Genomic DNA, 17,922 nt, shown 5'->3' with positions numbered 1-17,922 from the left:
CCACCGTGAACCGTTATGAGCAATGGGGTGACGCAGAAGGATAGTGACGCGAGCTGATGGATGCTCGTCCAAGCAGTAAGGCTGATGTGTAGGCAAATCCGCACATCGTAAGGCTAAGCTGTGATGGGGAGGGAAATTTAAGTACCGAAGGTCATGAGTTCAGGCTGCCAAGAAAAGCCTCTAGCCAGGGAGAAGGTGCCCGTACCGCAAACCGACACAGGTAGGCGAGCAGAGCATGCTAAGGCGCGCGGAAGAACTCTCGTTAAGGAACTCGGCAAAATGACCCCGTAACTTCGGGAGAAGGGGTGCCTCGGTAGGGTGAATAGCCCGAGGGGGCCGCAGTGAAAAGGCCCAAGCGACTGTTTAGCAAAAACACAGGTCTGTGCGAAGCCGCAAGGCGAAGTATACGGGCTGACGCCTGCCCGGTGCTGGAAGGTTAAGGGGAGCGGTTAGGAGCAATCCGAAGCTGTGAACCGAAGCCCCAGTAAACGGCGGCCGTAACTATAACGGTCCTAAGGTAGCGAAATTCCTTGTCAGGTAAATTCTGACCCGCACGAATGGCGTAACGACTTGGGCGCTGTCTCGACGAGAGATCCGGTGAAATTTTAATACCTGTGAAGATGCAGGTTACCCGCGACAAGACGGAAAGACCCCATGGAGCTTTACTGCAGCTTGATATTGGACTTTGGTACGATCTGTACAGGATAGGTGGGAGCCTGAGAAGCCTGAGCGCCAGCTTGGGTGGAGGCGCCGTTGGGATACCACCCTGATCGTATCGGAGTTCTAACCTGGTACCGTGATCCGGTACGGGGACAGTGTCAGGTGGGCAGTTTGACTGGGGCGGTCGCCTCCTAAAGCGTAACGGAGGCGCCCCAAGGTTCCCTCAGAATGGTTGGAAATCATTCGAAGAGTGCAAAGGCATAAGGGAGCTTGACTGCGAGACAAACAGGTCGAGCAGGGACGAAAGTCGGGCTTAGTGATCCGGTGGTACCGAATGGAAGGGCCATCGCTCAACGGATAAAAGCTACCCTGGGGATAACAGGCTTATCTCCCCCAAGAGTCCACATCGACGGGGAGGTTTGGCACCTCGATGTCGGCTCATCGCATCCTGGGGCTGAAGTAGGTCCCAAGGGTTGGGCTGTTCGCCCATTAAAGCGGTACGCGAGCTGGGTTCAGAACGTCGTGAGACAGTTCGGTCCCTATCTGTCGCGGGCGCAGGAAATTTGAGAGGAGCTGTCCTTAGTACGAGAGGACCGGGATGGACGTACCGCTGGTGTACCAGTTGTTCCGCCAGGAGCACGGCTGGATAGCCAAGTACGGACGGGATAAGCGCTGAAAGCATCTAAGCGTGAAGCCCCCCTCAAGATGAGATTTCCCAGTATGTAAGACCCCTTGTAGACGACGAGGTTGATAGGTTCGGGGTGGAAGCGCGGCAACGTGTGGAGCTGACGAATACTAATCGGTCGAGGGCTTATCCACAAGCTTCCTGAGGGAAGCGGCGGCAGTAATATAGATGTTAGGTCTTCAGCTAGCAGTTTCGTTTCCAGTTTTCAAGGTGCAAGCCTTGAACAACCGTTTGGTGATGATGGCGGAAGGGAACCACGCGTACCCATCCCGAACACGAACGTTAAGCCTTCCAGCGTCGATGGTACTTGGACCGCAGGGTCCTGGGAGAGTAGAACGTCGCCAAGCCAATGAAGAGCCCTTTTGGACTATGAGTTCAAAGGGGCTCTTTTTGTTGTTGCCTGAGAAAGCCGGTACTACATAGTTAGAGAACCAACAGGGGAGAATGAAGAACGTGGGCAGCAGCCCTGAATATGGGGAACCCACCGTTGCCAGGAGGAGATTCGCATGAACAATGGAGCAGCTGCGGCAAGGACCATTATTGCCTGCTCATGGGTACTGGTATCTTTGTTGGTGCCGACCTATTTTGTCGTAAAGCAGTAAACACCGGTTAAGGGAAGCAGCCGGAAAAAAGGACACTTCTGCTATTGTGCATAGCAGGAAGTGTCCTTTTCGTTAATGATGACGTAGCCGTTCTCCTTGTGCTTCCGAAACCGCCAGAGCAGAAATAACCGGGGAAACAAAAGGTAGAGGTGAAAGCTGCCGAGAAAGACGAGCAGCGGAACCGGCAGCCAAGGATACAGACAGCCTGCCAGCAAAAGAAGCACCCATAAGAGCTGCCTGTGAAGCCGGCGCAGCTTGGACAGGGAAAGGTACCCGCTGGGGGCATAGCCGACCCACGGCCATCCGGCGTACCAGCGCCAGGTTTTGGCCGCTCTTTTTTCCTTGGTATGCAGCAGGAGCAGCAGGAGGAAAAAGTGCGCTAACGGCACCCCGATCACCCCAGCAATGAACTGCAAAGGGCTCAGATGCATCAAGCTGTAGACGGCCGCGGCGATTCCTATTGCGGTATACATATAAAAATAGTAAGGTTGATAGTGTATCCTTTGCAGAAGACGATACGTGTAAATCGTAGAGTTTTGAGATACGGCTTTGCGGTTGTTGTTCAATAGGCCATCCTCCACAGACCGACAAAATAGGACATTCCCATACATGTTATCGGCAAAAAGCAGGATTTATTTGAGCGATATCTGCACCGGACCTGCTCTAGCTTCATAATAATAGCTTAGAGGCGGTTTAATACTTAAGAGATTCGGTTATACTGGTAGAAAAAGGAATAGAGGTGAAGCGATATGGGCGATTCACTGCAGCATCAACCCTACACACAGTCCTGTATCATCTGTGGGCAAGACAAAGAGGAAGGCATCATGATTATCTCGGAGTTCATTTGCGAAGATTGTGAAAGTGAAATGGTCAGAACTGACGTGAGTGATGCCAAATATCCTTTCTTCATTCATCAGATGAAGCAAATTTTATATAAAAAGAATGCGTAACAAACATCATAGAGGATCAGGCCCGGTTTCTCCTTAGGGGATGGAAGCGGGCTTTTTTGTTTGGTACAATAGGGTATTACCATTTGGAGGTTTGTCCATCATGCATTCGAATCTGCAGCTTGGGACCCCGCTGCTCGATCAATTAGCGGCCCATCAGCGATCGGGGGCACACAGCTTTCATGTTCCCGGACATAAATCAGGAGCCTTACTGGATCCCGCTGCGATGGATTATTATAAAAAAATTCTCTCGCTCGACCTGACGGAAATCCCGGGGCTGGACGATCTTCATCATCCGGAAGAAGCCATTCAGGAAGCGCAGCAGCTGGCGGCGGAATGCTTCGGAGCGGAGGAGACGTTCTTTCTCGTGGGAGGGAGCACAGCCGGCAATATGGCGATGATTGCATCGTCCTGCCGCCGGGGGGATCTGCTGCTGGTGCAGAGAGACGCCCATAAGTCCGTTCTTCATGGGCTCATGCTGGCAGGAGCACAGGCTGTATTGCTGACCCCGGTGTGGGATGAGGCAACGGGACTCAGTCACGGAGTTCATCCGGATACCTTGCAGAAGGCTTTAAGACGCTATCCGCAGGCGAAGGGACTGCTGATCACGAACCCCTCGTATTACGGGGTAAGCAGAGATCTTGCTCCACTGGCGGATTTGCTTCATAAGAAGGACAAGCTGCTGCTGGTGGACGAAGCGCATGGAGCACATTTTGGATTTCATACGGAGGTTCCTTCCAGCGCGCTGGCAGCCGGGGCGGATGCCGTGGTGCAATCGTCGCATAAAATGCTGACAGCGATGACCATGGGGGCCATGCTTCATCTCCAAGGTCCTAATATTAACCGAAGTGCGGTCAAAAGGGCGCTGGCTATGCTGCAGAGCTCCAGCCCTTCCTATCCGATCCTCGGGAGCCTGGATTGGACCCGGCGCCTGATGGCTGTCTCCGGGAGGGAGCGGCTGGAGACGGTGCTCCAGGCTGCGAGGCAGTTTCACGCCTACATTCAGTCCCAGACGCGGTGGACGGTGAATGCCGCGAACCCCGACTTGGGCGGGCGGCAGGATCCGCTCAAGATCGTACTGTCAGACAGCACCGGAGGGCTCGATGGGTTTCAGCTGAGGGAACGGCTCGAGGAGCACGGCATCTTTGCCGAGCTTGCGGATCCGCGGAACGTCCTGCTGGCTTTGGGGCTTGGAACAACGCAGGAGGATACCACAGCGCTGGTAGCGGCGTTAGAGCATCTTGCTGAGGTCATACAGGATCCGCCGGAGCATCGGACTATCCAGCTGCCGGCGATCAACCGTAACGGATGGGATGCCGTGTCTGAGCCTGTAAGACTGGACTGGGAGGAAACCCTTTATGGGGGTACCGAGCAGACCATCCTGATCCCCGTATCTGCTTGTGCCGGGTACAGGGCGGCCCAGATGATTGTGCCCTATCCTCCGGGTATTCCCCTCCTCTATCCGGGTGAACGCATTACAAGGGAGCAATCCCATTACTTGACGGAGCTGGCGAAGCTCGGATGCCGGTTTCACGGACATGATGTCTCGGCCACGGGTACGGTATCGGTGCGGGACGAGTAGGTTTCTTTTCATCAATATGCTGATGTTTAAGCAGAGAACAGGGGACATTATGGACAGAAGAGGTTTTTTTGTAACGGTGGAAGGTGGAGAAGGGGCCGGGAAGACATCGGCGATCGGAGCGATCGTTCAGGCTGCTGCCGACCTGGGAGGTGCGGTGGTCTCGACAAGAGAGCCCGGAGGCATTCCGATTGCCGAGAAGATCCGCGAGCTGATCCTGGACCGCAGCCATACGGAGATGGACAGCCGGACGGAGGCCCTTCTCTATGCCGCGGCAAGGCGCCAGCATCTCACCCAGAGAGTCATACCGGCTCTGCAGTCCGGCCAGGTTGTGGTATGTGACCGCTTCATCGACAGCTCACTGGCTTATCAGGGACATGCCCGAGGACTTGGGATGGCTGAGGTGCTGGCGGTCAATGCATTTGCCGTCGAGGGCTGGATGCCGGACCTCACCCTATATATGGACGTGCGGCCGGAAGTCGGCCTGGCCCGCATTCAAGCGGATGCCAGCCGGGAGCTGAACCGCCTTGACCTCGAGAAGCTGGAGTTCCACCGGAAGGTCCGGGAAGGATACCTGCAGCTGCTGGAGCGTTATCCGGAGCGGATCGTGCGGATTGACGCGGAGTCCGATCTGCCGGTGGTCTTGGAAGAAATCCGCAGGCTGGTGAACCAAAAACTGGCTGGGCGAGTATAATAACGCAGAGCGGAAAAAACAGCCTATTAATAGGAAGGAATCTGTTGGCGTCTTGTCTAATTATTATAGTAGGAAGGCGTAATCCCTCACTCAGCTCGCAGAGGAGGCTGGTACGATGAAATTGGTAGTTGCCGTGGTACAGGATAAAGACAGCAACCGGCTGTCGAATGCGCTCGTCAAAGAGGGCTTTCGGGCAACCAAGCTGGCCAGTACCGGGGGATTCCTCCGGGCAGGCAACACGACGTTCATGATCGGTACGGATGATGAGCGCGTTCAGGAAGTACTGCAGGTCATCAAGTCCAACTGCAAGATCCGGGAGCAGATGGTGACACCGGTTTCGCCTATGGGCGGAACGACGGACTCCTACATTCCATTCCCGGTAGAGGTTCAAGTCGGCGGGGCAGCCGTATTCGTACTGCCTGTCGAGCGGTTCGAGCACTTCTAGGAAAAGGGGTAGAGCTCTGATGAAAATCAACCCGGGTTGGCGTCCTGCCGGCAAAGACCTGATCAGAAACGAGACAACGTCTTCCCAGCCGCTGCAGCAAAAGTCGTTCTCTGACATGATGCAGCAGCAGGATGTAAAAGCAACCCGGGAAGAGCTTCAGCGCATGCTGCAGCAGATTGATCTGCAGGGCCAGCGGCTCGCCAAATCGATGACGGTACGGGAGCTTCGGCAGTACCGGATGATGATCAAGCAGTTCCTCGAGGAAACGGCCCGGCGCGGCGTGCAGCTGCGCGACACGCAGGGCTGGGACCGGCGGGGGCGCACGAAGCGGTACAAGCTGCTCGAGGAGATCGATCAGGGGCTGCTGGGGCTTGCCGATGAGCTGCTTGAAAGTGAGCAGGGGCATATCGAACTGCTGCAGCGGATCGGCGATATTCGCGGAATGCTGATCAACTTGTTCTTTTAGAGAGAGATTAGGATGCTGTGCCGGCAAGAATAGAAAGGAATCCGAGGCGATTATGTCTTTTCGATCGATACAGGGGCAGGACCGGGTCAAACAGGTTCTGCAGAACAGTCTTCGCAGCGACAAAGTCTCACACGCGTATATCTTCACCGGCCCCGGCGGCACAGGACGACGGGAGATGGCCAAAGCTTTCGCACAGGCCATCTACTGCAAAGTGCTCCCGGACGATGCCTGCGGCCAGTGCCTGGACTGCCGGAAGGTAGAGCATGGGAACCATCCGGATCTGCATTGGATTGTTCCCGATGGCAGCTCGATCAAGATCGAGCAGATCCGGGACCTGCAGAAGCAGTTCGCCTACCGGGCATCGGCATCCGGCACCAAGATGTATGTGCTGGAGCAGGCCGACAAAATGACCGTCCAAGCGTCGAATTCGCTTCTGAAGTTTCTCGAGGAGCCTACGTCCCAAGTGGTGGCGGTGCTCATTACGGATAATGGACAAGCGCTCCTTCCGACCATCCGTTCCCGTTCGCAGTGGATTTCATTTCTGCCCATGGGAAGAGTACAGATGAAAGAGAAGCTTCTCGCAGAGGGACACGCTCCGCTTTTGGTTCAGATTGCGGTGCATATGGCCGCGGGAACCGAGGCGGCAAGAGCACTCATTCAAACAAATGGGTTTGCAGAACTGCGAAACCTAGTGATACAATTAGCTAAAGAAAGCTTGACCCGTCTGCCTTCCGCTTTGTTAACCGCTCAGCAGAAGCTGGCGAAGGGAGAGTTTTCCGAACAGCTTCCGCAGTTTATGGACATGCTCATCCTCTGGCTTAAGGACATGGTACAGCTGTGTCTGGGCAGCAGGGATGATATCATATACACGGATGGAATGGATTGGATGACGCAGCAGGCGCTGTCGTATCCGATAGATCATTGGATCGCCTGTCTTGAGCAGGCGATAGAGACGCAAAAGCGTCTGCGGTTCCACGCCAATCCCCAGTTAGCGCTCGAAAATATACTACTGCGACTCAAGGGGGTGTAGGTTTGTTTTCTGTAGTGGGTGTTCGCTTTAAGAAAGCGGGCAAGATTTATTACTTCGATCCGAGCGAGCTTCCAGTCGAACAGGACAGCGCTGTTATCGTCGAAACCGCAAGAGGTGTCGAATACGGCAAAGTCGTCATCGGCCGGCGGACCGTCGGCGAATCGGACGTTGTGCTGCCGCTGAAGAAGGTCATTCGGGTAGCCGATCAACAGGATGCACAGCTTGTAGAAGATAACAAGCAGGCGGCAAAGAATGCGTTTGCGATTTGTCAGGATAAGATTAAGGATCATCAGCTTCGGATGAAGCTTGTTGACGTTGAATATACATTTGACCGCAACAAAATCATTTTTTATTTTACGGCGGAAGGCCGGGTTGATTTTCGTGAGCTGGTCAAGGATCTGGCGAGCATCTTCCGGACAAGGATCGAGCTTCGGCAGATCGGTGTGCGGGATGAAGCCAAGATGCTGGGCGGAATCGGGCCCTGCGGACGGATTCTATGCTGTTCGTCGTTCCTCGGGGACTTTGAGCCGGTATCCATCAAGATGGCGAAGGACCAGAACCTCTCGCTCAACCCGACCAAGATCTCCGGTCTCTGCGGCAGACTGATGTGCTGCCTGAAATATGAGCATGATAACTACGAAAGCGCCAAGGACGATCTGCCGCGCGTCGGCAGTGAGGTCGTAACCTCGTTCGGCAACGGACGTCTGATCTCCCTCAATGTGTCGGAGCGTACGGCCAAAGTACAGGTGTTCGATTTGAAGAAAGTGATGGATCTTCCATTGGACGATGTGGTAGAGCAGCACTAGAGGAACGGGGCTTGATGCTTCTGCGGCTTGAGGTGATGGAAAGCGTGGATAAACGAGATATCTTTGTTCAGATCGAGCAGATGGAAGAACAGATGGGAACGCTCTATGTGGAGCTCGGCCAGATCAAGCAGCAGATTATCGAGCTGATTGAGGAGAACAAGCGGCTCAGCATCGAGAACGGACAGCTGCGCAAACTGCTCAAGAAAGATGCGGAGCCGCTGCATCCCGTTCTTCAGCCGGTGGGCACGACCATAACGCTGCCCGGCAAGGAGCCGACAGGTGAAGGCTATGACAACCTGGCACGGATCTATCATGAAGGCTTTCATATCTGCAATGTATATTACGGACATCTGCGCACGGAAGGCGACTGCCTGTTCTGTATGTCTTTTTTGAATAAATAAAGAAGGCCGTAGGGGGGAGACTCTCTACGGTTTTTTTGAAATATCAGAAAGTATCACATGATGCTCTAGCTCGTTTCCTTCATCGGATATGTTTAATAAATGCGCATGGTCCGTAAAGGACGAGATAGGCGTTATCTCGGGAATCTCAGGAAGAAAGAAGGTAAACCCTTGAACGACGTTTCACAAAATGCTGTACCCCTCTATGCACAGGAGAGAATAGACGATCTTCTGACACACGACCTTCGGATTATCCAAAGTGATGAAGTATTCAGCTTCTCGCTGGATGCGGTGCTCCTCGCGCGCTTCTGCTCGGTCCCCGTTCGTGGGCGTGCAGTGGATCTATGCTCGGGCAATGGGGTCATTCCGCTGCTGCTGACTACGCGGACGAAAGCCCACATTACGGGCATCGAAATTCAGGAGCGCCTCGCTGACATGGCCGGGAGAAATGTAAGGCTGAATGGACTGGAGGAGCAGATCACGATGCTGCAGGGGGATCTGCGCGAACCGCAGTCCCTGCTTCCTGGAGGGCAGTTTGATCTTGTGACCGTGAACCCGCCCTATCTGCCGATCCCTAATGGTGAGCAGAACATTAATGAGCATGTAGCGGCAGCCAGACACGAGGTGCACTGCACACTGGAAGACGTTGTCCGCACGGGCGCCAGGCTGCTAAGAAGCGGAGGCAAGCTCAGCATGGTGCACCGGCCCAGCCGGCTGGTGGACATCTGCGCGCTGATGCGGCAGTATCGGGTAGAGCCGAAACGGATCCGCTTCGTTCATCCCCGGGCGGAGGCCGAGGCCAACATGGTGCTGATCGAAGGGCTGCGGGACGGGAAACCGGAGGTGCGGATGCTGCCGCCGCTCATCGTCTATAAGAGCGGTACCGAGTATACGGACGAGCTTATGGACGTCTATTACGCCCGCCGGGATGCCCTGGCCCATGGGGCAGGGACAACCGCGGAAGAGCCTCTATTATAATAGAAGGAACCGGTGAACATGAACATCCAAAAAAGCTATGGAGATCCCGGAAGCGGCAGGGGGAAGCTGTATCTGGTCGGTACGCCGATCGGCAACCTCGAGGATATGACCTACCGGGCTGTACGCATCCTGGGGGAAGTGCAGTGGATCGCCGCCGAGGATACCCGGCAGACCCGCAAGCTGCTGACCCACTTCGAGATCAGCACCCGGCTGGTCTCCTACCACGAGCATAACAAGCAGGCCAGCGGGCCGGAGCTGATCCGGCTTATGCAGGGCGGCGATTCCATTGCGCTGGTCAGCGACGCGGGCCTGCCGGCGATCTGCGATCCGGGGGCGGATCTGGTCCGGCTGGCCATAGAGGCCGGCATAGACGTCGTGCCGATTCCCGGAGCGAATGCGGCGCTGTCGGCACTCATCATGTCGGGCCTGCCGACGGATCGCTTCCTCTTCGGCGGCTTCCTGCCGAGAGACCGCAAGCCGCTGGAGCGGGAGCTCGGAGCCCTGAAGGGCGATCCGGCCACCTTCATCTGTTATGAATCCCCGCACCGCGTAGTCAAGACTTTAACCGCCATGGCCGAAGTGCTGGGGGAGGACCGCCAAGTGGCCCTGATGCGCGAGCTGACCAAGCGTTATGAAGAGGCGGTGCGGGGAACCCTGCGCGAATGTCTGGATTATCTGGAGGAGCACCCGCCGCAAGGGGAGTATGTACTGGTGCTGCACGGTGCCTCCGCTTCCGAGACGGCGGCGCTGGAGAGCGCCTGGTGGGCGGACCTGACGCCAGCCGATCATGTGGCCCGTTATGAGGCCGAAGGGCTTGATCATAAAGAGGCCCTTCGCCGTGCGGCGCAGGACCGGGGGGTTCCCAAGCGGGAGCTGTATAATTTGCTGCATCAAAGCTGATCGATCCCGATCGTTCGACACTGCGAACGGTCGGGTCTTTTTTGTTCGGTATAGAAAAGGGAGCCATTCCATGAGATGAGGTTAAGTGTGGTAATATAAGATACATAAGGGGATCTCCGGCAGGTCTGCAAGGGGAAAAGGATATAAGACCATAACGAACGTTTGTTCTTTGGTGAAGGATGGCCGTTGGACAAGCTATCCCCTTAACGGGTTGAATGGCGGACGGGCTTACTTTCCTAACGATAAGGACTTCGATGACTGTGATACTGATTGCTGCCTGGCAGATTCAGATGGGAGAAGCGTGCAGCTTGGGAAGAGGAGCCGGGACTCCGGACAAAAAAAGTTCCCCGAATCCAAGGGACCGGGGAATAGAGGAGATATAAAAAAGGTTAGAATTACCAGAAGTAAGTAGTGCTGATCTCATTATAACCTATTTTCTTTATTTTGTCACAGGTATTGGCATCTCAGAAATGCATTCGTGGCAAACAATTTTCCCTTTAAAGTAAGATACATTTTCCGCATTGCCGCAGAAGATACATGCAGGCTCATATTTTTTGAGCATGATGCGCTCGCCGTCCACGTAAATTTCCAGCGCGTCCTTCTCTCCAATGCCCAGCGTTCTACGGAGTTCGATCGGAATGACCACGCGACCCAGTTCATCTACTTTTCTAACGATACCAGTGGATTTCATCATAGTAAAAGGCCCCTCTCAAGAAGTATAAAAAGTATGGATCAGCGGGATGAAAATTAATCGCCATGTTTCGACATAATCTTTATCCTTATGATACCAACCATTCCCAAAATAGTCAACTAGAAAATGCAAGAATATACTGTTATATTCTGGGATAAATGCCGATGAAATGTTGGGTTAGGAGTAAAAAAATTCCTATAATACCGCTGTTTAATCCCCTTTCAAAGCGAACAGTCTGAAAGGAGAGGAAGGAGTTACCGATGCCAGCAAGAACTGTATAATAGTGAAAATGAGAGAAGTATGGCTATATACGACACTGTTCGACAATATTGTGACCGTTTGGGTGGGTAGCTGTCGAAAAGATACAAGAAAATTTTAATCCGCGTTCCGCAGGAGGATGCATATGGTCAATCCCTTACAAGAAGAGAAGGTATTCAAGGATCCGGTTCACAAATACATTTATGTTCAAGACCAAACGATCTGGGATCTGATCAATACACGTGAATTTCAACGGCTCCGGCGTGTGCGGCAGCTGGGTACCTGCTTCCTGACCTTCCATGGTGCAGAGCACAGCCGTTTCTCCCATTCGCTCGGCGTATATGAGGTCACCCGCAAGATCATCTCGCAGTTCGAGCGCAACCAGTACGAAGATTGGCCCCGGCATGAGCGCCTGCTCTGCCTCTGTGCAGCCCTGCTGCATGATGTCGGCCACGGTCCGTTCTCCCATTCCATCGAGAAGACCTTCGGGACCCATCATGAGGCGTGGTCCTGCCGCATCGTCCTCGGAGAGACGGAGGTCAATCAGGTGCTCCGCCAGGTCGCTCCGGATTTCCCGCAGAAGGTGGCCGATGTCATAGCCAAAACCTATAACAAGGAAATCGTCGTGAGTCTGGTGTCTTCCCAGCTCGACGCCGACCGGATGGATTATCTGCTCCGCGACGCCTATTACACCGGGGTGAATTACGGCACCTTCGATCTCGAGCGTATTCTCCGTGTCATGCGCCCGTACCAGGGCCATATCGTCGTGAAGGAGAGCGGAATGCACGCCGTGGAGGATTACCTCATGTCCCGGTACCAAATGTACTGGCAGGTCTACTTCCACCCGGTCACGCGGAGTGCTGAAATTGTGCTTCATAAGATATTCCAGCGGGCCAAACAGCTGTATGAGGAAAAATACCGCTTCCGCTTCCTGCTGCCCCCGCTGCTCGGGCTGTTCGAACAGAAGCTTACCGTGCAGGATTATCATCTGCTGGATGAAGCCTTCATGCAGACGGTTTTCATGCAGTGGACGTACGAGGAGGATGAGGTCCTCTCCGACCTTTGTTCCCGCTTCCTGGAGCGGCGTTTGTTCAAATATGTGACTTTGGACCGGATCGACACGGGACTGCTCGACAAACTGCGCGGCGAGATGAAACGTATCGGAATCGATCCTGCTTATTATGTGGAAATTGATTTTCCTTCGGACCTGTCTTATGACATTTACCGGCCTGGCGAGGAAGATGAGAAGCTGCCGATCCTGCTGCTGGATTCGAAGGATTCCCTGACCGAGATCTCGCGCAAATCTGAGATCGTCCGTTCCATCAGCGGCATTCACATGGGAAAATACCATCTGTATTACCCCGGCGAATTCGTGTTGAACCATGGGGCCGAGCTGGGTCCGGATCTGCGCCGGCTCCTTCAGCTGTAATCCCAAAGCGGCCATGCTAAAAGAGGTCCGGGAGGCTTATCCTATATTTAGATGAAGAAGAAGATGGAGGAACACGTATGCTGATTGATACACACGCCCATTTGAATGCGGAGGCATTCGATGAAGATCGACAGGAAGTGATTGAGCGCGCAAGAGCCAGCGGAATCCGTCGAATCGTCAATGTCGGATTCAACCGAGAGACCATCCCAAGCTCCATTGCACTGGCAGAGCAGTACGACTGGATTTATTCCACCGTAGGCTGGCATCCGGTCGATGCCAAAGACATGACGCCGGAGGATCTGGAGTGGATCGAGTCGCTGTGCAGCCATCCGAAGGTGGTGGCGATCGGGGAGATCGGGCTCGACTACTATTGGGACACGTCTCCGAAGGATGTCCAGGACCGGGTGTTCCGTGAGCAGATCCGCCTGGCGCGCAAAATGGGGATGCCGATCGTCATCCATAACCGCGACGCGCATCATGATGTGGTGCAGACGCTCCGCGAGGAGAAGGCTTCCGAGGTGGGCGGCATCATGCACTGCTTCTCGGGCAGCTGGGAGACGGCGAAGATGTGCCTGGACATGAATTTCTATATTTCCTTCGGAGGTCCCGTGACCTTCAAGAACGCAAGGCAGCCCAAGGAGGTGCTGGAGAAGGTGCCGCTCGACCGGCTGCTGATCGAAACGGATGCGCCTTATCTCGCTCCGCATCCATACCGCGGAAAGCGCAACGAGTCCTCTTATGTACGTCTGGTGGCCGAGACGGCGGCCGAGATCAAAGGGCTTTCTCTGGAAGAAATAGCGGAGATTACGAGCCGGAATGCTGCCGCTCTTTTCGGTTTCAAGTAGGTTTTTAGCCCGGAGAGGACAGCCTATTTTTATTCACAAACGAGATAATCGGAGAAATAATGGGGTAATCGTGCGTCAGGCCAAGAGAAAGAGGGATTTGGATTCAGGTTTGAATTAAAAAAGTGAAAATCGGCCGGAAACCGTCCTTTTTTTCAAAGTTTGGCTACTTTACAACTTCCTGCTTCGCATCGTAAACTCAATATTAACTTCATACGATTACCAAATTTCCAACATCGCTGAGTTTCCGAAAGGGAAACGGGGGAACCGCATCGCGGTCGTCGGGTCAAGAGGCACCGGCGCCGGGATGTTTTTTAAGGGGTGAATCCTTGGCCGCAATGCTACACAAAAGCGCAGAAGTGACGCTTTTGATACATTGTGTCTCGGGTAGGGCTGCTCTCAAGCCCGAATCCGTCAGCTAACCTCGTAAGCGTTATGAGAGAGGTAACACATTGTCGTGAGCTATTATTTCATTTTGCCCAAAATGAAAAAGTCACGGGAAGGTTCCTCTTCTCCGCTGACTTTTTTTGCATGGTCAAAAAAGGGGAGCCCCTTGCGGCTCTGCCCGCGGCCTGTCAAAAAAAGCATGGGCGGAACCGTCCGTTCGGACGGCGCCTGATATCCGGGGTTCTCCCGTAAGGAGACTAGGATTCGTAGCCAAATCATAACCTTGAAGGAGGTGGACGCAGAAAGGCAAGTCCGGTTCTGATGGCTGAAACAGCAAACGTTGGTAATGGGGTTTACAAATTTACCATAGTCGCGTCAGATGGAAATCATGCATAACACTCGGGTGGCGAGGCTTTAAGGAGGACCGAACAAGTGGGCGTTGTGAATCACGAACAAACCCATGTAAGACGATCATCCAGCATGTCCTTCGCATTGCGATGGAAGCATGAAAACTTGCGTATGATATCGATCATTGCACTCATTTCATTCGCTATGACTTTCATGTTCTTAATGATGTTGTACGGTACGACGACCAAACGCGTATCGCTTGTTGTAGACGGCGTCGAGCAGACGTTCCAGACCCGGCAGGGGGATCTACAGCGCATACTGGATGAGCAAGGCATCGCTGTCGGCGAATATGACCGATTGTCGCATTCGCTTGGCGCAAAGGTGAAGTCAGGAGATCGGATTACGATTGAGAAGGCAAAGCCGGTGCAGTTGACAGCAGACGGAGAGACATCAACCGTTTATACCACAGGGAAGACGGTGAAGGGCGCACTGGCGGATTTACATATAGAGCTGGGCGAACTAGACAAGGTAACTCCCGCGCTGGATGCGGAGATCACAGATGGCACGGGGATCCAGGTGGTCCGCGTGAAGAAAGAACTCGAAGAAGTCAAAGAACCGATCGCATTTGAGACCGTGAAACAAAACGAACCGCAGCTGCTGAAAGGCAAGGAACAAGTGATTCAGGAGGGGCAGGAAGGTGTCCTGCTCAAGAAGAAAGAGAAAGTATTCGAAGATGGCAAGCTCGTGAGCGAGCAGGTCGTAGACCAGCAGGTACAGTCACAAAGTGTACAAAAGATCGTTGCCGTCGGGACGAAGAATCCGGTTGTGGTGCTGTCATCGACAACACCCAATATGGACGAAGTCACCAAGAACGGTATTACATTCGGATATAAGCAGGTTCTTAACAATGTCAAAATGACCGCTTATACGGCTGGCGTTGCTTCTACGGGAAAGAGCAGCAGTCATCCGGCATACGGTCTGACATCTTCGGGTACGAGAGTAATGGAAGGTCGCACCATTGCAGTGGATCCCAAGGTCATTCCGATTGGCTGGTGGGTATATATCGAGGGGCTCGGCTTCCGCCGTGCGGAAGATACCGGCGGCGCGGTGAAGGGCAACCACATCGACGTTTATTTCGAGAGCAGAGATTATGCAATCCGCTTCGGTTCCAAACGCGGTTACACGGTATACGTCATCGGTCCGAAAAAGCCAACGGCCGATTAAGGGCATGCAATGTGGGTAGACTCATTATATAGAACGGATAAAGAAGAGGCATGTTCCTCTTCTTTTTCTCTTTTCTGGCGAAAGAAGGACCGGATCGGTTATGATTAAGGAAATCATCGTAGTGGAAGGCAAGGACGACACCGTGGCGATCAAGCGGGCGGTGGAAGCGGAGACGATCGAAACCGGCGGCTCCGCCATCAATAAAGAGACGATCCGCCGCATCCGTCTCGCCCAGGAGCGCAGAGGCGTGATCGTATTCACAGATCCCGATCACGCGGGTGAGCGGATCCGCAAGATCATCACCCGGGAAGTGCCGGGGTGCAAGCATGCGTTCCTGACACAGGAAGCGGCAACCAGCAAGGGAGACATCGGTGTGGAGAACGCTTCGCCTGAGGCGATCCGCCAGGCGCTGGCCGCTGTGCGTACGGACGGCGGAACCTCGGAATCCGAGGTCACGATGGAGGATCTGATGGAAGCGGGTCTCATCGTGCATCCGCAGGCTGCAGCGCGCAGGCTCGCCATGGGCAACCGCCTTGGCATCGGCTACTGCAACGGCAAGCAGTTCTACAACCGCTGCCGGATGTTCTGTATTTCCCGGGAAGAATTCGAAGAAGCCCGGCGCGAGCTGGACGCAACGGAGGGACAAGCTCATGAATGACCAACACGTAACGGTGCCCGCAGGGGCTGAAGATATCGCTTCACCGAAGCGGACCAATGATCTGCTCAAGCGCCATGGCTTCAAGCTGAAGAAGAGCCTTGGGCAGAACTTTCTGATCGACACGAATGTCCTGAACAAGATCGTGGGAGCTGCAGAGCTTGATAAGACCAAGGGGGCTCTCGAGATCGGGCCGGGCATCGGCGCGCTCACGCAGCAGCTGGCTAAAGCCGCCGGCAGGGTGACTGCCGTTGAGATCGACCAGCGGCTGCTCCCTCTGCTGAAGGAAACGCTCGCTCCCTATCCGCATGCCTCCGTGATCCATGGGGACGTGCTTCAGGTCTCCCTGAACGACCTGTTCAAGGAGCACTTCTCGGAATGCTCCGGTGTCAGCGTAGTGGCCAATCTGCCGTATTACGTCACCACGCCGATCATCATGAAGCTGCTCGAGGAGAAACTGCCGCTGGAGAACATCGTCGTTATGATCCAGAAGGAAGTCGCCGAGCGCATGGCGGCGGGGCCGGGCGGCAAGGAGTACGGTTCGCTCAGCATCGCCGTGCAGTACTACTGCGAACCGGAGATCGTGGCCATCGTGCCGCATACGGTGTTCATTCCTCAGCCGAACGTGGATTCCGCCGTCATCAAGCTGAAGGTCCGTCAGCAGCCGCCTGTGGATGTTGAGGATGAGGACTTCTTCTTCGACGTCATCCAAGCCAGCTTCACGCAGCGGCGCAAGACGATTTATAACAACCTCTCCGCCAAGTATTTCACCAAAGAGAACAAGGGTGAGCTGGAGGGGCTCCTGCGCGAAGCGGGAATCGAACCGTCACGCCGGGGCGAGACCCTGTCGATGCAGGAGTACGCCGAGCTGTCGAAACGCCTCAAGGCTTATCTGAAGAAGCCGGGCCAATAAGCTGCCCCCTGCAAGGGGCTTCCGGAGCATACTGCCGCAAGAACGGTCTCACCTGCACCAAATGCCCATCGCCGCCATAGGATAGACGAGGAGGCGATGCAGCCATGAGACAAGGAGACCTGGTCACCCGCAGATCGTACGGCGGGGACATTGTGTTCAAAATTCAAGAGATCAGGCAGCAGGTAGCCGTACTGCGCGGAGTGGAGATGAGGCTGCTGGCCGATGCTCCGCTGCAGGACCTGGAGGCGGCCCCGCAGTACGACCCTTTTCAATATACGATCCCGAATCACCCCAAATGGATGGAAGCCATGCGACGCACACAGGCGAGCCAGGCTGCAGCCGTTCCGGGCGGCTGGCCGGCCCAAGCATCCGCTGCCCCGACGGCAGCCGCAGCGGCTTATTTTGAGCTGCCCGGCAAGGTGCTCCATCTCGACGGGGACCCGAACTATCTGCGCAAATGCATGACGCTGTATGGAGAGCTGCGGGTGCCTGCCGAGGGCTATTATGTAGCCGAGGCGAATATGGCCGACGCGCTGTACCGGCTGCTGCCGCAGGTGCAGCCCGATATTGTCGTCGTCACAGGGCATGACGGCATCCTGAAGCAGCGCTCGCCCGGGGATATCTCACAGCTGAGCTCTTACAAGAATTCGCACAACTTCGTGAATGCGGTCCGGGTCGCACGGCAGTATGAGAAGAGCCGCGATGCGCTGACGGTTATTGCCGGCGCGTGCCAATCGCATTTTGAAGCGCTGCTGCAGGCTGGAGCCAACTTTGCCTCTTCGCCGGGCCGGGTGCTCATTCATGCCCTGGACCCGCTCTGCATCGCCGCGAAGGTAGCCTTTACGCCGATCCGGGAGACCGTGAATATTGTCGACGTCATCGGGCTCACCCACAGCGGGCTGGAGGGTCTGGGCGGAGTCGAATCCCGGGGCAGCTACCGCAGGGGTGTGCCCCGAATTCCCTATCTGACGCAAAAATAAGCGCC

At 54.8% G+C, this 17,922-nt stretch carries 18 protein-coding genes, 2 rRNA genes and 1 riboswitch (1 of these 21 only partly in view); of the genes, 18 read left to right on the top strand and 2 right to left on the bottom strand.

What is annotated here, in order from left to right; translation table 11 throughout:
- Both PM3016_RS35140 and rrf read left to right on the top strand, forming a co-directional pair.
- Positions 1-1,479: ribosomal RNA gene (locus PM3016_RS35140) — 23S ribosomal RNA — on the top strand (it extends 1,451 nt beyond the left edge of the window).
- A 96-nt stretch (positions 1,480-1,575) separates the two neighbouring features.
- Positions 1,576-1,692 (top strand): 5S ribosomal RNA (gene rrf, locus PM3016_RS35135).
- Positions 1,693-1,988: 296 nt separating this feature from the next.
- Here the strand turns inward: rrf and PM3016_RS35130 are convergent.
- The gene (locus PM3016_RS35130; RefSeq protein WP_014372603.1) at positions 1,989-2,513 is read right to left on the bottom strand and encodes a hypothetical protein; all 525 of its coding nucleotides are present in this window, start codon (positions 2,511-2,513) and stop codon (positions 1,989-1,991) included.
- A 183-nt stretch (positions 2,514-2,696) separates the two neighbouring features.
- Here PM3016_RS35130 and PM3016_RS35125 point away from each other — a divergent pair, with 183 nt between their 5' ends.
- From PM3016_RS35125 to rsmI, 10 genes are all read left to right on the top strand, one after another.
- Complete coding sequence (locus PM3016_RS35125) at positions 2,697-2,897, top strand: sigma factor G inhibitor Gin (protein ID WP_014372602.1); 201 nt, start codon at positions 2,697-2,699, stop codon at positions 2,895-2,897.
- A gap of 100 nt (positions 2,898-2,997) precedes the next feature.
- The gene (locus PM3016_RS35120) at positions 2,998-4,476 is read left to right on the top strand and encodes an aminotransferase class I/II-fold pyridoxal phosphate-dependent enzyme (RefSeq protein WP_014372601.1); all 1,479 of its coding nucleotides are present in this window, start codon (positions 2,998-3,000) and stop codon (positions 4,474-4,476) included.
- 49 nt (positions 4,477-4,525) lie between these two features.
- Positions 4,526-5,167, top strand: coding sequence for a dTMP kinase (gene tmk / locus PM3016_RS35115; protein ID WP_014372600.1), 642 nt, complete (start codon positions 4,526-4,528; stop codon positions 5,165-5,167).
- Positions 5,168-5,282: 115 nt separating this feature from the next.
- Entirely contained in the window at positions 5,283-5,612 is a 330-nt protein-coding gene (locus PM3016_RS35110) for a cyclic-di-AMP receptor (RefSeq protein WP_013921263.1), read from the top strand.
- Between the two features lie 19 nt (positions 5,613-5,631).
- Positions 5,632-6,078, top strand: a complete 447-nt coding sequence (locus PM3016_RS35105; protein ID WP_013921262.1) for a YaaR family protein — start codon at positions 5,632-5,634, stop codon at positions 6,076-6,078.
- A gap of 52 nt (positions 6,079-6,130) precedes the next feature.
- A complete protein-coding gene (gene holB, locus PM3016_RS35100; protein WP_014372599.1) occupies positions 6,131-7,108 on the top strand; it encodes a DNA polymerase III subunit delta' in 978 nt (325 codons plus the stop codon).
- Positions 7,109-7,110: 2 nt separating this feature from the next.
- Entirely contained in the window at positions 7,111-7,914 is an 804-nt protein-coding gene (locus PM3016_RS35095; RefSeq protein ID WP_014372598.1) for a PSP1 domain-containing protein, read from the top strand.
- 44 nt (positions 7,915-7,958) lie between these two features.
- Positions 7,959-8,315, top strand: coding sequence for a DNA replication initiation control protein YabA (yabA, locus tag PM3016_RS35090; RefSeq protein ID WP_041618010.1), 357 nt, complete (start codon positions 7,959-7,961; stop codon positions 8,313-8,315).
- 168 nt (positions 8,316-8,483) lie between these two features.
- The gene (locus tag PM3016_RS35085) at positions 8,484-9,290 is read left to right on the top strand and encodes a tRNA1(Val) (adenine(37)-N6)-methyltransferase (protein ID WP_014372597.1); all 807 of its coding nucleotides are present in this window, start codon (positions 8,484-8,486) and stop codon (positions 9,288-9,290) included.
- A gap of 18 nt (positions 9,291-9,308) precedes the next feature.
- Positions 9,309-10,190, top strand: a complete 882-nt coding sequence (rsmI, locus tag PM3016_RS35080) for a 16S rRNA (cytidine(1402)-2'-O)-methyltransferase (RefSeq protein WP_014372596.1) — start codon at positions 9,309-9,311, stop codon at positions 10,188-10,190.
- 439 nt (positions 10,191-10,629) lie between these two features.
- Here the strand turns inward: rsmI and PM3016_RS35075 are convergent, their stop codons facing one another.
- Positions 10,630-10,884, bottom strand: coding sequence for an AbrB/MazE/SpoVT family DNA-binding domain-containing protein (locus PM3016_RS35075; protein ID WP_013921256.1), 255 nt, complete (start codon positions 10,882-10,884; stop codon positions 10,630-10,632).
- Between the two features lie 400 nt (positions 10,885-11,284).
- Here PM3016_RS35075 and PM3016_RS35070 point away from each other — a divergent pair, with 400 nt between their 5' ends.
- From PM3016_RS35070 to yabG, 6 genes are all read left to right on the top strand, one after another.
- Entirely contained in the window at positions 11,285-12,568 is a 1,284-nt protein-coding gene (locus PM3016_RS35070; RefSeq protein WP_013921254.1) for an HD domain-containing protein, read from the top strand.
- Positions 12,569-12,645: 77 nt separating this feature from the next.
- Entirely contained in the window at positions 12,646-13,413 is a 768-nt protein-coding gene (locus tag PM3016_RS35065; RefSeq protein WP_014372595.1) for a TatD family hydrolase, read from the top strand.
- A gap of 224 nt (positions 13,414-13,637) precedes the next feature.
- Positions 13,638-13,859, top strand: a riboswitch (cyclic di-AMP (ydaO/yuaA leader).
- 370 nt (positions 13,860-14,229) lie between these two features.
- A complete protein-coding gene (locus PM3016_RS35060) occupies positions 14,230-15,369 on the top strand; it encodes a 3D domain-containing protein (RefSeq protein ID WP_014372594.1) in 1,140 nt (379 codons plus the stop codon).
- A 100-nt stretch (positions 15,370-15,469) separates the two neighbouring features.
- Positions 15,470-16,027: a ribonuclease M5 gene (gene rnmV / locus PM3016_RS35055; protein ID WP_014372593.1), complete on the top strand. Its 558-nt coding sequence runs from the start codon at positions 15,470-15,472 to the stop codon at positions 16,025-16,027.
- The gene (gene rsmA, locus PM3016_RS35050; protein WP_013921249.1) at positions 16,020-16,937 is read left to right on the top strand and encodes a 16S rRNA (adenine(1518)-N(6)/adenine(1519)-N(6))-dimethyltransferase RsmA; all 918 of its coding nucleotides are present in this window, start codon (positions 16,020-16,022) and stop codon (positions 16,935-16,937) included. Before rnmV ends, rsmA begins: the two co-directional genes overlap by 8 nt.
- 104 nt (positions 16,938-17,041) lie before the next feature.
- Entirely contained in the window at positions 17,042-17,917 is an 876-nt protein-coding gene (yabG, locus tag PM3016_RS35045) for a sporulation peptidase YabG (protein WP_013921247.1), read from the top strand.
- Positions 17,918-17,922: the final 5 nt, after the last annotated feature.

The organism is Paenibacillus mucilaginosus 3016 (assembly GCF_000250655.1).
GTDB classification, from domain to species: domain Bacteria; phylum Bacillota; class Bacilli; order Paenibacillales; family NBRC-103111; genus Paenibacillus_G; species Paenibacillus_G mucilaginosus.
The sequence above is the reverse complement of the archived record's forward strand: the minus strand, read 5'-3'. Positions and strand labels throughout refer to the sequence as shown.

Coding starts and splice junctions, on each gene's coding strand:
- PM3016_RS35125 (WP_014372602.1), top strand. CDS start 2,697: ATGGGCGATTCACTGCAGCATCAACCCTACACACAGTCCTGTATCATC.
- PM3016_RS35120 (WP_014372601.1), top strand. CDS start 2,998: ATGCATTCGAATCTGCAGCTTGGGACCCCGCTGCTCGATCAATTAGCG.
- tmk (WP_014372600.1), top strand. CDS start 4,526: ATGGACAGAAGAGGTTTTTTTGTAACGGTGGAAGGTGGAGAAGGGGCC.
- PM3016_RS35110 (WP_013921263.1), top strand. CDS start 5,283: ATGAAATTGGTAGTTGCCGTGGTACAGGATAAAGACAGCAACCGGCTG.
- PM3016_RS35105 (WP_013921262.1), top strand. CDS start 5,632: ATGAAAATCAACCCGGGTTGGCGTCCTGCCGGCAAAGACCTGATCAGA.
- holB (WP_014372599.1), top strand. CDS start 6,131: ATGTCTTTTCGATCGATACAGGGGCAGGACCGGGTCAAACAGGTTCTG.
- rsmI (WP_014372596.1), top strand. CDS start 9,309: ATGAACATCCAAAAAAGCTATGGAGATCCCGGAAGCGGCAGGGGGAAG.
- PM3016_RS35075 (WP_013921256.1), bottom strand. CDS start 10,884: ATGATGAAATCCACTGGTATCGTTAGAAAAGTAGATGAACTGGGTCGC.
- PM3016_RS35070 (WP_013921254.1), top strand. CDS start 11,285: ATGGTCAATCCCTTACAAGAAGAGAAGGTATTCAAGGATCCGGTTCAC.
- PM3016_RS35065 (WP_014372595.1), top strand. CDS start 12,646: ATGCTGATTGATACACACGCCCATTTGAATGCGGAGGCATTCGATGAA.
- rnmV (WP_014372593.1), top strand. CDS start 15,470: ATGATTAAGGAAATCATCGTAGTGGAAGGCAAGGACGACACCGTGGCG.
- rsmA (WP_013921249.1), top strand. CDS start 16,020: ATGAATGACCAACACGTAACGGTGCCCGCAGGGGCTGAAGATATCGCT.
- yabG (WP_013921247.1), top strand. CDS start 17,042: ATGAGACAAGGAGACCTGGTCACCCGCAGATCGTACGGCGGGGACATT.